Raw genomic sequence first — 13,695 nt, forward strand, 5'->3', positions numbered from 1 at the left:
GACGCCTGAGATGGCCGAGTTCTCCGCCTCCGTGTACCAGAACGAGTTCCTGCCCGACGGCGGCACCGACGTCCACGCGATCGTCACGGTGTCCTGCAGCGGAGCGGGCGCGGCCGGCCAGACCGGCAGCGGCGACGCGGGCGAGATCATCATCGTCGACACCTCCGGCTCGATGGGCGCCGACGGCGTCCGGGCCGCCGGCCAGGCCGCGCAGACCGCGCTCGACCAGATCCTCGACGGGGTCTGGTTCGCGGTCATCTCCGGCAACGACCGGGCCAAGCTCGCGTTCCCGCCGTCGCCCGAGCCGGTGATGGTGCGGATGGACCAGTTCACCCGGCAGGCCGCCAAGGACGCGGTCGCGCGCTTCTACGCCGACGGCGGCACCGCGATGGGCACCTGGCTGCGGCTCGCCTCGCGGGTCTTCGCAACCGTGCCGTCGCTGACCCAGAAGCACGCGATCCTGCTCACCGACGGCGAGAACCAGCACGAGTCGCCCGAGGTGCTGACCGCCACGATCGAGGCCGTCACCGGGCAGTTCCAGTGCGACTGCCGCGGCGTCGGCGTCGCCTGGCAGGTCGACGAGGTACGCCGGATCGCGACCGCGCTGCTCGGCACGGTCGACATCATCCCGGCGCCGGACCAGCTCGCGGCCGAGTTCTCCAGCCTGATCCAGAAGGCGATGAGCAAGGGCGTCGCCACCGCGGACATGCGGGTGTGGGCGCCGCAGGGCGCCCAGGTGCTGTTCGTCCGCCAGGTCGCCCCGACCGTGGACGACCTGACCTCGCGCCGTACCGAGGTGAACGCCCTGACCGGCGCCTACCCGACCGGCTCCTGGGGTGACGAGTCCCGCGACTATCACGTCGCGATCCGCCTTGCCGCCAAGGGAATCGGGCAGGAGCAGCTCGCGGCCCGGGTCCAGCTCGCGATCGGCGACCAGGTCGTCGCGCAGGGCCTGGTGAAGGCGCTCTGGTCCGCGGACGAGGCGCTCACCACCCGGATCAGCCCGGAGGTCGCGCACTACACCGGCCAGACCGAGCTCGCCGACGCGATCCAGGAGGGCCTGGCGGCGAAGGCCGCGGGCGACACCGCCACCGCGACCACCAAGCTCGGCCGCGCCGTCCAGCTCGCCGCCCAGACCGGCAACGAGGAGGCCACCACGCGGCTGCGCAAGGTGGTCGACATCGACGACCAGGACACCGGCACCGTGCGGCTCAAGCGCAGCGTCGAGAAGGCCGACGAGATGGCGCTCGATACCGCGTCCACCAAGACCACCCGGGTGAAGAAATGAGCTCAGTGACGTGCCCGAGCGGGCACCCGTCCGTCTCCACCGACTACTGCGACGTCTGCGGCCTGCCGATCGGGGCGGCCGCGACCCCCGCGGCAGCGTCGGTACCGGCCCCGGCGACGGCAGCTCCGGCGCCCGCACCGGTGACCCAGGACTGCCCGAACTGCTCGGAGCCCGCCGCGCCGGACGCCTTGTTCTGCGAGAACTGCGGCTACGACTTCACCACCGGCACGATGCCGCGCCCGGCCTCGCCCCTCGACCTCGGTACGCCGCCCCCGGTGCCGCCCGCGCCCCAGCAGGTCGCGGACTGGGTGGTGGAGCGCTGGGTCGACCCCGACTGGTACGAGGTACAGCAGAGTGACGACCCGTGCCCGTCGCCGGGCCTTCCGGTGGTCATCCCGGTGACCGCGAAGAGCGTGCTGATCGGGCGTCCCTCCAAGAGCCGTGGCATCACCCCGGAGATCGACTGTGGCGAGGACACCGGCGTGAGCCGCCGTCAGGCCCAGCTGACCACCGACGGCCAGCGCTGGTGGGTGGAAGACCTCCAGTCCTCCAACGGCACCTTCGTCGGCCCCTCCTCCGGCCCCCTCCCCGAAGACCCCATCCCCCCGGGCCAACGCCACGAACTGGACAGCGACGACCGCGTCTACGTAGGCGCCTGGACCCGCCTCGTAGTCCGCAAGGCAACCCCCGAAGAACAAGCCGGCCAGGCCTGATTTCCATTGCGGAAGGAAGCTCACCGCTATTGGTTCTAGCTTGGAAGCATGACGAACAGCAGCGAGGTTGAGGCCTTCCGGATCGAGATTCCTCAGGGTGAGGTGGACGATCTTCGGGCGCGGTTGCGGAACACGAGGTGGCCGGCGACGCCGCGGGTGGACGACTGGAGTCGTGGCGTCCCGGTGAGCTACCTCAAGGAACTGGCCGAGTACTGGGCGGACGGGTACGACTGGCGCGCCCAGGAGGCGGCGCTGAACGAGATCCCGCAGTACATCACCGAGATCAACGGCCAGCGGATCCACTTCTTCCACCAGCGCTCGCCCGAGCCGGACGCGAAAGCGCTGATCCTGACGCACGGCTGGCCCGGTTCGCCGATCGAGTTCCAGCGGCTGATCGGCCCGCTCAGCGATCCCCGCGCGCACGGCGGCGACCCGGCCGACGCGTTCCACGTCGTCGTACCGTCGCTTCCCGGGTACGGGTTCTCCACCCCGATGGGCGAAGCGGGGTTCAATCTGTTCGGTGTCGCGATGGCCTGGGCCGAGTTGATGAAGCGCCTCGGCTACGACCGGTACGCCGCGCACGGGACCGACGCCGGCTCGGGTGTCGTGGGGATGCTGCCGATGGTCGACCCGGAGCACGTGACGGGTGTGCACCTGGCCGGGCTGGCCGGCGGTACGCCGTTCGGCGATCCGCTCCCACTCGAGGGCCTCTCGGACAGCGACCGGGCGCGCGGCGAGACGTTCAACCGGATGCTCGACGAAGGATTCGGTTACCTCGTGCTGCAGTCGACCCGCCCGCAGACGCTGGCCTACTCCCTCAACGACTCCCCCGTCGGGCAGCTCGCCTGGATCGTGGAGAAGTTCGCCGAGTGGACCGACCCGCTGGCCAAGCTCCCCGAGGAAGCCGTCGACCGCGACCAACTGCTCACCAACGTCAGCCTGTACTGGTTCACCGGCTCGGGCGCCTCGACCGCGCACGCGGTGTACGACGGGATGCAGGCGTGGAAGGCGTTCGTCGCCCAGCAGGAGTCGGCCGGATCCGAAGGCTGGGGATCCGACGACGGCGACGGCGGGTCCGAGGACTGGGGCGCGGTCGCCGGGCCGCCGACCGGAGTGGCGGTGTTCGGCGCGGAGACCGCGATCAAGAGCATCATCGATCCCGAAGGCAAGATCGAGCACTGGAACGAGTACGAGCGCGGCGGGCACTTCGCCGCGATGGAGGTCCCCGAGTTGCTGACCGACGACCTCCGGACCTTCTTCCGTCCCTTGCGCTGACTACCTGTCGGCCTCGGTCCAAGCCGGCGCCGGCCGGAAGCAGAGCAGTTCGATCAGGGCGGTCCCGGCCACGATCGGGATCGCCCAGGTCCATGGATGATCCGGCGCGCTGACCACCAGAATGGCCGTCCACAAGGCGATCCAGCCACCGCCGTAGCCGCGGAGCACCCCTCGGTACCAGAGACCACCGGGCTCCTCCGCGGCTCGGTGGCCGAGATAGACGAACAGGTACGACGCGATCGAGATCGGCCAGAACATCCACAGCCGGGCCCAGTCGTAGGGCACCATCACGAGGGCGGACAGGCAGAGCAACGCGATCGCCCAGTGGTAGCTCTCCCCGACCCAGTTGAGGCGGCGCGCCTTCAGCGTGTAGACGATCGCGAACGGCCCGAGTACTACGGCGACGGCTCCTGCGGCGACGTGCAGGATCAGCGCGATGTCACGCATCGCTGGTTTCCCCCTCGGCTCCGGTCGAGGCGACCAGAGGTGACTGATATGTCACGGAATCATAGGGGTCACCGCTGCCGCCGTCTGCCCCTGGAAGCCTGCTATTTCCAGCAGCTTTCCCGGCCCCGGGAACAGCAGCTTTCCCGGCCTCGGGGGCAGACGGCGGCTAGGCTCAGCCGGCCGGGTAGCTGAGCACCAGCCGGACCTCGTGGTTGCGGTAGCCGAGCCGCTCGAAGCACGCCGCCATCGGCTTGTTCGTCAGGTCGGTGTCAGCCCTGATCCGCTCCGCGCCGGTCTCCACCAGGAGGTGCGTGATCTCCGCGAGCAGGTCGTCGCTGTACCCGTTGCCGCGGTGTTCTGCCAGCACGCCGAGGTACCCGACGACCGGGCCGCCGTTGTTCGCCGAGGGCAGCGCGAACCCCACCAGCTCGCCGGCCGCGTCGTACGCAAGTCGCCACCAGGAGCGGTCACCCGGCATGGACTGGTAGATCTCCAGTTCCTGCCGGGCCGCGCCGTCGGCTCCGAGCCGGGCGACGTCCCGCGCGGTCGCGGCGTCGAGGCTGCCCTCGATCACCCGGGTGAACGCGTCGACGAACGCCTCGTCGTCGGCCGGCTCGAACCGCAACCGGCTCGACCTCACCGGCAGCCCGTACTCCGGGAGCCACTCGTAGCGCAGGCGTTCCGTGCGTTCGGACAGCCCGGCCGCGGCAGCAGCCTTGAGCCGCGGCTCCAGCTCCGCAACGACATCCGGGCGATCACGCCAGCCGTTGGGCAGGAAGATGTGGTACTCCGGCGGCTCCGCGTCGGCCGGGAACGCGGTCAGGGTGTGCCGGATCAGCTCGGTCCAGACGGCGACCCGGTCGGCACCGGGTACGCAGTACAGGCCGTCGATGCTGAGGGGGCGGTCGAACTGCTCCATGCCCCACCAGATGGACAGGCCGACGATCCGGCCGTCCTGCTCGGCGACCCAGGACCAGTCGTAGCGGTACGCGCCCGTCGCGAGGTACTCGTCGAAGCGTTGTCTGGTGACGGTGTTGAGCGACTGCTCGGCGATCAGGGTGTGGATGGTGTCGAGATCGGACTCGACGGTGGTACGGATCTTCACGAATCCTCCAGAAGGAGGCGCCGGGCTCCGCTCAGTGCGAGCTGGACGAGCGGAACCGGTGCGCCGGACTACACGATGTGCTGTTCATCGGTCGCTCCTTCCACTCGGGCTCGTTCTCGCTGCCGAGGAGATTAGGTCCGCAGTGGGTCATAGTCCACCGATTATTCACAGCTGGGATGTGCCGCCGCCGCACCGACGACCACTACGCCTCCTTCTGCGAGGTGGACGAGCAGTCCTGAGATGATTCCCCGGTGACGGTACCGGTCAGAGGTGAAGGCCTGTCGGGCATCAGGGAACTCGTGCTCGGTCAGTTCGAGGTGAGCTGGGCGCTGTTCGAGTACCACCTGCAGCGGCTGACCCCTGACGATCTGCTCTGGGAGCCCGCGGCCCTGTCCTGGACGGTCCGGCCGGACGCCGCGGGCACCTGGCAGGCCGACTGGTCGGACGACGCCCTCGACCCGATCCCGGTACCGACCATCGGCTGGCTCAGCTGGCACGTCGGCTGGTGGTGGACCACCGCCATCGCCCACGCCCGGGGCGTCGTACCGCCAGAGCGGGCCGCGGTGCGCTGGCCCGGCGACCTGGCCGGAACGCTGCACTGGATGCGCGTACTGCGCGACGAGTGGACCCACGTCCTGGAGGACGCGGACGACAGCTGGCTGGCCAAGCCGGTCGCATTCCCCTGGCCACCCGAGTCCGGCCGCTCGGTCGCCGACCTGTTCGCCTGGGTGAACGTCGAGCTCACGAAGAACGCCGCTGAGATAGGCCAACTCCGCCTGATCCGAGCCGCTGACCCCGAGGCCCTGGCCGGCTAGAACGCCGCCTGGCGGGGTCGGTCAGGCGGGGACAGCGATGGTTGCCAGGGCATCCGTCAGCTTCTGGAGGTGAGGCGGCGGCGACTCGAGCAGCGGAAGGCGCACGGTCGCGTGCGGGATGATCCCGAGCTCGGCCAGAGCGGCCTTGGCCATCACGGCCCCTTGGGAGGTGCGCATGATGGCGTCCACCAAGGGAATCAGCGAACCTTGGATCGCCCTCGCCGAGTCGAGGTCGCCGCCGCGAACCGCTCGGATGAGCTCGGCGTTGCGGTCGGCAACGACATTGCCTACGACGCTGACCACACCGGTGGCGCCGCACGCGAGGTACGGCAGGTTCACTTCATCAATGCCGCAGTAGTAGGCCAGCGACGTACGGGACATCACGGACATCGCTTCGAACAGGTCGCCCTTGGCGTCCTTGACCGCTCGGATCCGGGGGTGGCCGGCGAGTTCGATCAGCGTGGGCGCCTCCATCGCGATCCCTGTGCGGGCGGGGACGTCGTACAGCATCACGGGCAGCTCGGTGGCATCGGCCACCGCCACGCAATGGGCCACCACCCCGGCCTGGGTCGGCCTCGAGTAGTACGGGCAGACGAGCAGCAGCGCATCCGCCCCGGCAACCTCGGCTTCGCGGGCCCGCTGAATGCTGACGGCCGTGTCGTAGGTGCCGATACCGGCGATCACCCGAGCTCGGTTCTTCGACTGGATCGCCACGGCACGGACGAGCCGGGCTGCCTCGGCTTCGGTCAGGGTGGGCGATTCACCGGTGGTCCCGCCGACGACGATGCCGTCGCACCCTGTGGTCAGCAGGTGGTCGACGAGATTGGCGAGCCCAGGTTCGCTGATCGTGCCGTCCGGATGCATCGGGGTCACCATGGCGACGAGGTTGGAGCCGAAGAGTTGGTCAGCAGGGTTCTGCAAGTCGGTCATGGCTGGGATCCTGCCTCGGCCCGATAGGTGTGGTCCAGCGATGCTTTCTTGCTGGTATTGCGTAGTCTGCCTTCATGATTGAGGTCGGGGCTTTGCGGGCGTTGCGGTCGGTGGCTGCTCTCGGGACGCTGGCGAGGGCGGCCGACGAACTCGGGTTCACGTCCTCGGCGGTGTCGCAGCAGATCAAGCGGCTGGAACGCCAGGTCGGTGTGCCGGTGCTCGCGCCGGCGGGACGCGGGGTCGTGCTCACTCCGGCCGGGCAGGCCATCGTCGACTCAGCACCCGAAGTGTTCCAGGCGCTGGAGCGCTGCGCCGAGGCGGCCCAGTCAGTCTCGGAGGGCGCGCCGCGCGGCATCCTCCGCGTGGTCGCCTTCTCGACCGCTATCCGCGGACTGCTCGCGCCCACTCTTCCGCGACTGTCGACGCGCTGCCCGGACCTCCGCGTGCACATCACCGAGCAGGACCCCGATCAAGCCCTCCACAGCGTCGAAGCCGGTACAGCCGACCTGGCCCTCGTCCACGACGCCGACGGTCTGCCGGCCCCGCTGCCACCGTCCCTGACCCAGCGCCACCTGCACACCGACGTCGGCGACGTCGTCATGAGCCGGACGCATCCGCTCGCGCGACTCGACCGGCCTCTCGCCGGCGCCGACCTGGCCGGCCACGCCTGGGTGACCAGTCCGCCCGGCTCGGTGTGCCACCAGTGGTTCCGACGCCTGTTCGCAGACGCGCCCGAAGAACCCGACGTGCGCCACCTGATCGACGACTTCGCCACCCAACTGTCCCTGGTCGCCTCAGGCGACGTTCTCGCGCTGATCCCCCGCCTGGCTCGCCCACCCTTGGGAGAAGCACTCGTCTCCCGCCCACTCCGACGCCAGCCAAAGCGCGAGGTCCACGCCGCCTGGCGCCACAGCGCCAACGCCAGCCCAACAATCCAAGCACTGCTCGCGGAGTGCGAACACCCGCACTAGCCGCAAGCAACCACGCCTGACCGTGTCCTACCCGATCGCCGCGTCAAGCCTCGCGACCGCCTTGCCCGCCGTCCGAGCAAAGTCGGCGTCTGTGAACCCCCTGCCACCTGTCGCCCAGCCCTTCAGCAGATCCCGCAGCGTGAGAGCTGCCGCCAATGATCGTGCAGCGGACAGCGGTACGGCGGGTGCCACCGCAGCCTGCGACACCGACGGACTCGCGGGATCAGGTTGTTCGTCGCCGATATCGGCCTAGGAGCCGCAGCCGGCCACGGCCAGCACGAGCGCAACGATGACGGCCAGCGGACGCATGCGATCTCCTTGACGACTAGACGGCGAAGTGCAGCGCACGCCACATCGGTCCACCTGCCTCGAGTGTTACTTCGGTCCGCACTCGCCGTAGATCTGAACCATGGTGGGCTGCCCAGCCGCCTGCTTGAGGTCAGGCAGGCGGCCCGGGCAGGGTCGGTTCAGTTCTGGATGTTGTCTCCGGCCGGTGCCGTTCGCGACAGGACCGCGGGCAGTTCCCCCGACGCGACCACCGCGAGGCGTCTGGTCGAGCGGGTGATCGCCACGTAGAGATCGGACAGGCCCCGGGTTGAGTCGCCGACGATCGCGGCGGGGTCGGCGATCAGCACCGAGTCGAACTCCAGTCCCTTGGACTGCGCGACGTCGAGCACAACGGTGGTTGCGTCGAGCAACGACGGGTTCGTCCCGTACGCGATCCCCAGCACCTTCTCCGCGAGAAGCGCAGTCAGCTCGGCATAGCGGGAGGTCGGCACGATCACGGCGAGCCTGCCGTCGCCGACCGTCTCGTCCTCGGCCGCAACCGCCTCGACCAGTGCCCCGGCGAACTCCGCCGCCGTCACGCACCAGCTCGACGGCTCGGCGCCGGTCGCGCGCACTGACGTGGGCGGCGCGAGTTGCGGGTCGATCGCTGCGAGCACGTCGCCGGCGACCGCCATGATCTCCGTCGGCGTCCGGTAGTTGACGGTCAGCTCCTCGGTACGCCAGCGCTTCGGCGCATATCGGTCAAGTACTTCGGCCCACGAGGCGGTGCCGGCCTCGGAGCCGGTCTGCGCGACGTCGCCCACCAGCGTCATCGAGCGCCGGGGGCAGCGACGCATCAGCATCCGCCACTCCATCGGGGACAGCTCCTGCGCCTCGTCGACGATCACGTGACCGAACTGCCAGGTCCGATCGCCGTACGCGCGTTCGACGATCGTCGCCGATGGGTCCCGGACGCGGTTGCGATTGGCGGCCTGAGCGATGAACTGCTGGATCTCCCAGGGCATCAGCGTCATCCGTTCCGAGGTCTCCTCGATCTCCGTCTGGATCACCTCGCGCATGTACTCCAGGTTGTCCTTGGCAGCGGCCGCCTCCGCCGCCGAGGCCGCAGTACGGGACTGCACCGAGGACTCGGTTTCTCCGAGCAGCTCGGCCGCCTCGTCGAGCAGCGGAACATCGGACTGAGCCCAGGCGGCATCGCGCGGCCGGAGGAGGACGGCGCGCTGGCTGTCGGTGAGGTGTGGCGCTGCCGCCGCGAGCCGGTCCGGCGAGGACAGCAACAGGGCGATCAGCGGCTCCGGTGTGAGCTCCGGCCAGAGCTGGTCGACGACCGAGCGGACCATGTCGTCCTCGCGGACATCCCGGCGCAGGTCGGCGAGGTCCTCGTCACCGAAGAGCCGAGTGCCCAGCTGGTTCACGATCTGCCGGGTCAACTCCTCGACGATGCCGCGAACGAAGTACTGACGGCCTTTGTTGTGGCGATCGTCCCGGCGCCGTGCCCGGTCAGCCACCCGGCGCACGGTCGCCGGGGTGAGCCGGACCCGGTGCCCGTCGATCTTGATCTCGACCGTTTCCCGGGGCACGACCTGGAAGTCCCGAACGGCTTTGGCGATCAGGTCCACCATCGCGAGGTCACCCTTGAGGCGAGCCGCCGCCACCGGCTCCGGTGCAGTACCGGCTACACCGGGGTACAGCTCGCCCACCGTCGACAGCATCACGTCGGTCTCGCCGAGCGAAGGCAGCACCTGGTCGATGTAGCGCAGGAAGGTGGCGTTCGGCCCGACGACGAGCACGCCCTTCTCGGACAGCTGTTCACGGTGGGTGTAGAGGAGGTACGCCGCGCGGTGCAGCGCGACGACGGTCTTGCCGGTGCCGGGACCGCCCTGGACGACGAGCACACCAGGCAGGCCGGACCGGACGATCTCGTCCTGCTCGGACTGGATGGTCGCGACGATCTCCTTCATCCGGCCGGTGCGGCTCGCAGCGACCGACGCGAGCAGCGCCGCCTCGCCGGTGAGCGTGGGGCCGCCGGAACCACCGAGCGCGTCGAGATCGAGCAGATCATCGTCGACCCCGACCACTGTGCGACCCTGCAACTGGATGTGCCGCCGCCGGATCGCACCGAGTGGATTGGCCGCGGTCGCGCGGTAGAACACCTGCGCGGCCGGCGCCCGCCAGTCGACCAGCAGCGGCTCGTACTCGTCATCGAACAACGCGATACGCCCGATACGGAAATGGGATCCGTCGACACTGTCGACCCGCCCGAAACAAAGCCCGCGCTCAACCGAGGAGAACTGAGCATGCCGACGGGAGAACAGCACGGACATCGACTCACGCTCGGTCAGCGCCTGATTGGTCCCGGTGGTTTCCTCACCATGAACCCGCCGCAGATCCGCCGCCGCCCGCTCCCGCAGTACGTCCAAGCGCTCGTAGAGCTCCGTCACCTGCCCTTGTTCCTCAGCGATCTCGTGCTGCAGTACTGCGTCCGTCATACGCTCCCCCATTCCAAAAAGCCAATTGACATGCGCACGCCACCGCGCTAATCTGTATGTAGATGCCCCTCTTGGGGGCATTTTTTTATGCCTACATACAAATGCAAAACAATACCTTTCCAACCGCAGTCCTGTAAACCACCGGCTGAATCTGCCCCGGTGTGAGGCTGTAGATCTGCGGCATGAAAGAGCCCGAGTTCAGGCGCACGAGAGAGACCGCAGCCGCGACCCTGGGGTGGGTGGGGAGCTGCGACGGAGGAGCGGCGTGGGGGCGTACTGACAACAAGAAAGGCGGTCCCGGGGAAAACCCGGGACCGCCCTTGTCTTGCGGGACTTCAGGGGATCAGAAGTCCATGCCGCCCATGTCGGGGGCACCGCCCTGGGCGGCACCGGCCTTCTCGGGCTTGTCGGCGATGACTGCCTCGGTGGTGAGGAACAGCGCCGCGATCGAGGCTGCGTTCTGCAGCGCCGAACGGGTGACCTTGGCGGGGTCGATGATGCCGGTGGCGATCAGGTCCACGTACTCACCGGTCGCGGCGTTCAGACCGTGACCCGGCTCGAGGTTGCGAACCTTCTCCACCACGACGCCACCCTCGAGGCCGGCGTTCACGGCGATCTGCTTCAACGGCGCCTCGACCGCGGACCGCACGATGGCGGCACCGGTGGCCTCGTCACCCTCGAGCTCCAGCTTCTCGAACGCGATCACGCTCGCCTGCAGCAGCGCCACGCCGCCACCGGCGACGATGCCCTCCTCGACGGCCGCCTTCGCGTTGCGAACGGCGTCCTCGATGCGGTGCTTGCGCTCCTTCAGCTCGACCTCGGTGGCCGCGCCGACCTTGATCACCGCAACGCCACCGGCCAGCTTGGCCAGCCGCTCCTGCAGCTTCTCGCGGTCGTAGTCGGAGTCCGACTTCTCGATCTCGGCGCGGATCTGGTTGACCCGGCCGGAGATCTGGTCGGCGTCGCCCTGGCCCTCGACGATGGTCGTCTCGTCCTTGGTGACGACGATCTTGCGGGCCTGGCCGAGCAGCTCCAGGTCCACGGAGTCGAGCTTGAGGCCGACCTCCTCGGAGATCACCTCGCCGCCGGTCAGGACGGCGATGTCGACGAGCATGGCCTTGCGGCGGTCACCGAAGCCCGGCGCCTTGACGGCGACGGTCTTGAAGGTGCCCTTGATCTTGTTCACGACCAGGGTCGCCAGGGCCTCGCCCTCGATGTCCTCGGCGATGATGGCCAGCGGCTTGCCGGTCTGCATCACCTTCTCCAGCACCGGGACCAGGTCCTTGATGCTGGAGATCTTGCTGTTCACGATCAGGATGTACGGGTCGTCGAGGACCGCTTCCATCCGCTCGGTGTCCGTCACGAAGTACGGCGAGATGTAACCCTTGTCGAAGCGCATGCCCTCGGTGAGCTCGAGCTCCAGACCGAAGGTGTTGCTCTCCTCGACGGTGATGACACCTTCCTTGCCGACCTTGTCCATCGCCTCGGCGATGATCTGGCCGACCTGGCTGTCCGCGGCGGAGATCGAGGCGGTGGCCGCGATCTGCTCACGGGTCTCGACCGGCTTCGCCAGTGCGAGCAGCTGCTCGCTGACGGCCTCGACAGCCTTCTCGATGCCCTTCTTCAGGCCCATCGGGTTGGCGCCGGCGGCGACGTTGCGCAGCCCCTCGCGAACGAGAGCCTGAGCCAGCACGGTGGCGGTGGTGGTGCCGTCACCCGCGACGTCGTCGGTCTTCTTGGCAACTTCCTTGACGAGCTCGGCCCCGATCTTCTCGTACGGGTCCTCGAGCTCGATCTCCTTGGCGATGGAGACACCGTCGTTGGTGATCGTGGGGGCGCCCCACTTCTTCTCCAGCACGACGTTGCGGCCCTTGGGGCCGAGCGTCACCTTCACGGCGTCGGCGAGGGTGTTCATACCCCGCTCGAGGCCACGGCGCGCCTCTTCATTGAAAGAAATCAGCTTGGGCATTCTCCGCGAGTCCTCCCGCGTCGAGTTTTTGGTTCAGCCGGCCGGATGCCCGCGACGGACGGTACTTTCGGTGCGGCGGTCACGTCCCGCCACCCCTCCGGTACCTCATCGAGGCCGTCTATGGTCACACTTCCCGGGCGTGGGTGGTTATCACTCTCGCCCGGCGAGTGCTAACCAAGTATTAGCACTCGACCCAACCGAGTGCAAGCCAGCCCCCACTCTGCGAGCACCAGCCGCACCCTGCGGGGCGGGCGCCTCTCCACCCGGCGGAGCGGGCGGGCCTCCACCCGCTGCCGGGGCATCCGGCGCTACCGTGCTGCGGTGACTCTGGATGTGCGGCCGGCCGGGCCGGAGCAGTGGGACGACGTGGTCGCCGTGATGGGCGAGCGCGGCGACCCGTCCCGCTGCTTCTGCCAATACTTCCGGCTCCGCGGCAAGCAGTGGTCCGACGCCTCCCCCGCCGCCCACCGCTCGGCCCTCCGATCCCAGGTCTGCTCCGACGTCCCACCCGGCGTCCTAGCCACCGATGACACCGGTACGCCGGTCGGCTGGTGCGCGGTGGCTCCGCGCTCGGCCTACCCCCGGGTGGTCGCCTCCCCGAACTGGCGCGGCGGCGACCCCGATGCCTGGGTGATCACCTGCTTCGTAGTACCGGTCGGCCATCGGCGACAGGGAGTAGCCGGAGAACTCCTACTCGGAGCGATCGACTTCGCCAGGGCACGGGGCGCGAAGCAGGTGGAGGCCTGTGCGGTGGACACCGCCGGGACCGGCAGCAAATCGTCCGCCGACCTGTACCGCGGCCCGCTGTCGGTCTTCCTGGCAGCCGGCTTCAAGGAAGTCAGCCGCACTTCCCCACAATGGGTTCTGGTCCGCCGGACGACTAGACCCGCGCGATGAATTTGATCTCGAGGAGTTGCTCGGGGAAGGCCAACCGGGTGACACCGACCAGCGTGCTCGCCACCTGAGGATCCTCCCGTTGGTAGGCCGCCTTGCGCACCGGACCTGCTACCGCGAAGGCCGCGTCGATGTCGAGCACGTAGAGGACTTCCTCGACCACGTCGTCGAGCGAGGCATCGAAACGGCGCAGCAACTCCGCGGCGTTCAGGTAGGTCTGGCGCATCTGCTCACCCATCGCAGAGAAGTCTGTCACCGCGCCGTGCTCGTCGACGGGCGCCGGCGCCACCAGGCCGCTGCCCTGATGGGACAACTGCCCGGAGACGTAGATGGTGTCCCCACGCTGGATCGCCTGCACGTAGCCGTAGGCGTCCTCCCACGGAACCCCGAGGTTCTCCACTCGTGTACTGGTCACGTTGCTCCCAACGGGAAAGACGAATGTTGAATCAACCGTAGGAGCCGTGCACCTGCTGTCACCAGGGATGGCGATGCCAAAGTGAGCAAGGATGGT

At 68.8% G+C, this 13,695-nt stretch carries 12 protein-coding genes; 6 read left to right on the forward strand and 6 right to left on the reverse strand.

Features of this window, described 5'->3' with window-relative positions; genetic code table 11:
- Window positions 1–10: 10 nt before the first annotated feature.
- The 3 genes from EV648_RS30115 to EV648_RS30125 are packed head-to-tail and all read left to right on the forward strand — an operon-like array spanning window position 11 to window position 3,276.
- On the forward strand, window positions 11–1,288 hold the full coding sequence (locus EV648_RS30115; RefSeq protein WP_132298505.1) for a VWA domain-containing protein: 1,278 nt from the start codon (window positions 11–13) through the stop codon (window positions 1,286–1,288).
- Window positions 1,285–2,001 (forward strand): FHA domain-containing protein, encoded by a 717-nt coding sequence (locus EV648_RS30120; protein WP_132298506.1) that lies wholly within the window; start codon window positions 1,285–1,287, stop codon window positions 1,999–2,001. The genes EV648_RS30115 and EV648_RS30120 overlap by 4 nt, the downstream gene beginning before the upstream one ends.
- A 48-nt stretch (window positions 2,002–2,049) precedes the next feature.
- Window positions 2,050–3,276 (forward strand): epoxide hydrolase family protein, encoded by a 1,227-nt coding sequence (locus EV648_RS30125; protein ID WP_132298507.1) that lies wholly within the window; start codon window positions 2,050–2,052, stop codon window positions 3,274–3,276.
- Here EV648_RS30125 and EV648_RS30130 read toward each other — a convergent pair whose 3' ends face one another.
- Window positions 3,277–3,723, reverse strand: coding sequence for a hypothetical protein (locus EV648_RS30130; RefSeq protein ID WP_132298508.1), 447 nt, complete (start codon window positions 3,721–3,723; stop codon window positions 3,277–3,279). It lies immediately after the preceding gene.
- Between the two features lie 172 nt (window positions 3,724–3,895).
- Window positions 3,896–4,828 carry a GNAT family N-acetyltransferase gene (locus EV648_RS30135; protein ID WP_132298509.1) on the reverse strand — a complete coding sequence of 311 codons (933 nt, stop codon included), beginning with the start codon at window positions 4,826–4,828 and terminating at the stop codon, window positions 3,896–3,898.
- 251 nt (window positions 4,829–5,079) lie between these two features.
- On the opposite strand from EV648_RS30135, the gene EV648_RS30140 reads away from it, so the two are divergent.
- Window positions 5,080–5,643, forward strand: a complete 564-nt coding sequence (locus EV648_RS30140; RefSeq protein ID WP_241995713.1) for a DinB family protein — start codon at window positions 5,080–5,082, stop codon at window positions 5,641–5,643.
- 21 nt (window positions 5,644–5,664) lie between these two features.
- Here EV648_RS30140 and dapA read toward each other — a convergent pair whose 3' ends face one another.
- A complete protein-coding gene (gene dapA / locus EV648_RS30145; RefSeq protein ID WP_132298510.1) occupies window positions 5,665–6,573 on the reverse strand; it encodes a 4-hydroxy-tetrahydrodipicolinate synthase in 909 nt (302 codons plus the stop codon).
- A 74-nt stretch (window positions 6,574–6,647) separates the two neighbouring features.
- Between dapA and EV648_RS30150 the strand changes: the two genes are divergently transcribed.
- Complete coding sequence (locus EV648_RS30150) at window positions 6,648–7,544, forward strand: LysR family transcriptional regulator (protein WP_132298511.1); 897 nt, start codon at window positions 6,648–6,650, stop codon at window positions 7,542–7,544.
- A 467-nt stretch (window positions 7,545–8,011) separates the two neighbouring features.
- Here the strand turns inward: EV648_RS30150 and EV648_RS30155 are convergent, their stop codons facing one another.
- On the reverse strand, window positions 8,012–10,333 hold the full coding sequence (locus EV648_RS30155; protein ID WP_132298512.1) for a DNA/RNA helicase domain-containing protein: 2,322 nt from the start codon (window positions 10,331–10,333) through the stop codon (window positions 8,012–8,014).
- A gap of 331 nt (window positions 10,334–10,664) precedes the next feature.
- On the reverse strand, window positions 10,665–12,290 hold the full coding sequence (gene groL, locus EV648_RS30160) for a chaperonin GroEL (protein ID WP_132298513.1): 1,626 nt from the start codon (window positions 12,288–12,290) through the stop codon (window positions 10,665–10,667).
- Window positions 12,291–12,611: 321 nt separating this feature from the next.
- Here groL and EV648_RS30165 point away from each other — a divergent pair, with 321 nt between their 5' ends.
- Entirely contained in the window at window positions 12,612–13,187 is a 576-nt protein-coding gene (locus EV648_RS30165; RefSeq protein WP_132298514.1) for a GNAT family N-acetyltransferase, read from the forward strand.
- On the opposite strand, the gene EV648_RS43430 is transcribed toward EV648_RS30165, so the two are convergent.
- Window positions 13,171–13,599, reverse strand: coding sequence for a Rid family hydrolase (locus EV648_RS43430; RefSeq protein WP_241995715.1), 429 nt, complete (start codon window positions 13,597–13,599; stop codon window positions 13,171–13,173). The genes EV648_RS30165 and EV648_RS43430 overlap by 17 nt on opposite strands.
- Window positions 13,600–13,695 lie beyond the last annotated feature (96 nt).

Origin of the sequence: Kribbella sp. VKM Ac-2568, from assembly GCF_004345365.1 — a bacterium.
Taxonomy (GTDB): Bacteria; Actinomycetota; Actinomycetes; order Propionibacteriales; family Kribbellaceae; genus Kribbella; species Kribbella orskensis.

What these genes read in the sequence shown, in the direction of transcription:
- EV648_RS30115 (WP_132298505.1), top strand. Translation starts at nt 11, where the DNA reads ATGGCCGAGTTCTCCGCCTCCGTGTACCAGAACGAGTTCCTGCCCGAC.
- EV648_RS30120 (WP_132298506.1), top strand. Translation starts at nt 1,285, where the DNA reads ATGAGCTCAGTGACGTGCCCGAGCGGGCACCCGTCCGTCTCCACCGAC.
- EV648_RS30125 (WP_132298507.1), top strand. Translation starts at nt 2,050, where the DNA reads ATGACGAACAGCAGCGAGGTTGAGGCCTTCCGGATCGAGATTCCTCAG.
- EV648_RS30130 (WP_132298508.1), bottom strand. Translation starts at nt 3,723, where the DNA reads ATGCGTGACATCGCGCTGATCCTGCACGTCGCCGCAGGAGCCGTCGCC.
- dapA (WP_132298510.1), bottom strand. Translation starts at nt 6,573, where the DNA reads ATGACCGACTTGCAGAACCCTGCTGACCAACTCTTCGGCTCCAACCTC.
- EV648_RS30150 (WP_132298511.1), top strand. Translation starts at nt 6,648, where the DNA reads ATGATTGAGGTCGGGGCTTTGCGGGCGTTGCGGTCGGTGGCTGCTCTC.
- EV648_RS30155 (WP_132298512.1), bottom strand. Translation starts at nt 10,333, where the DNA reads ATGGGGGAGCGTATGACGGACGCAGTACTGCAGCACGAGATCGCTGAG.
- groL (WP_132298513.1), bottom strand. Translation starts at nt 12,290, where the DNA reads ATGCCCAAGCTGATTTCTTTCAATGAAGAGGCGCGCCGTGGCCTCGAG.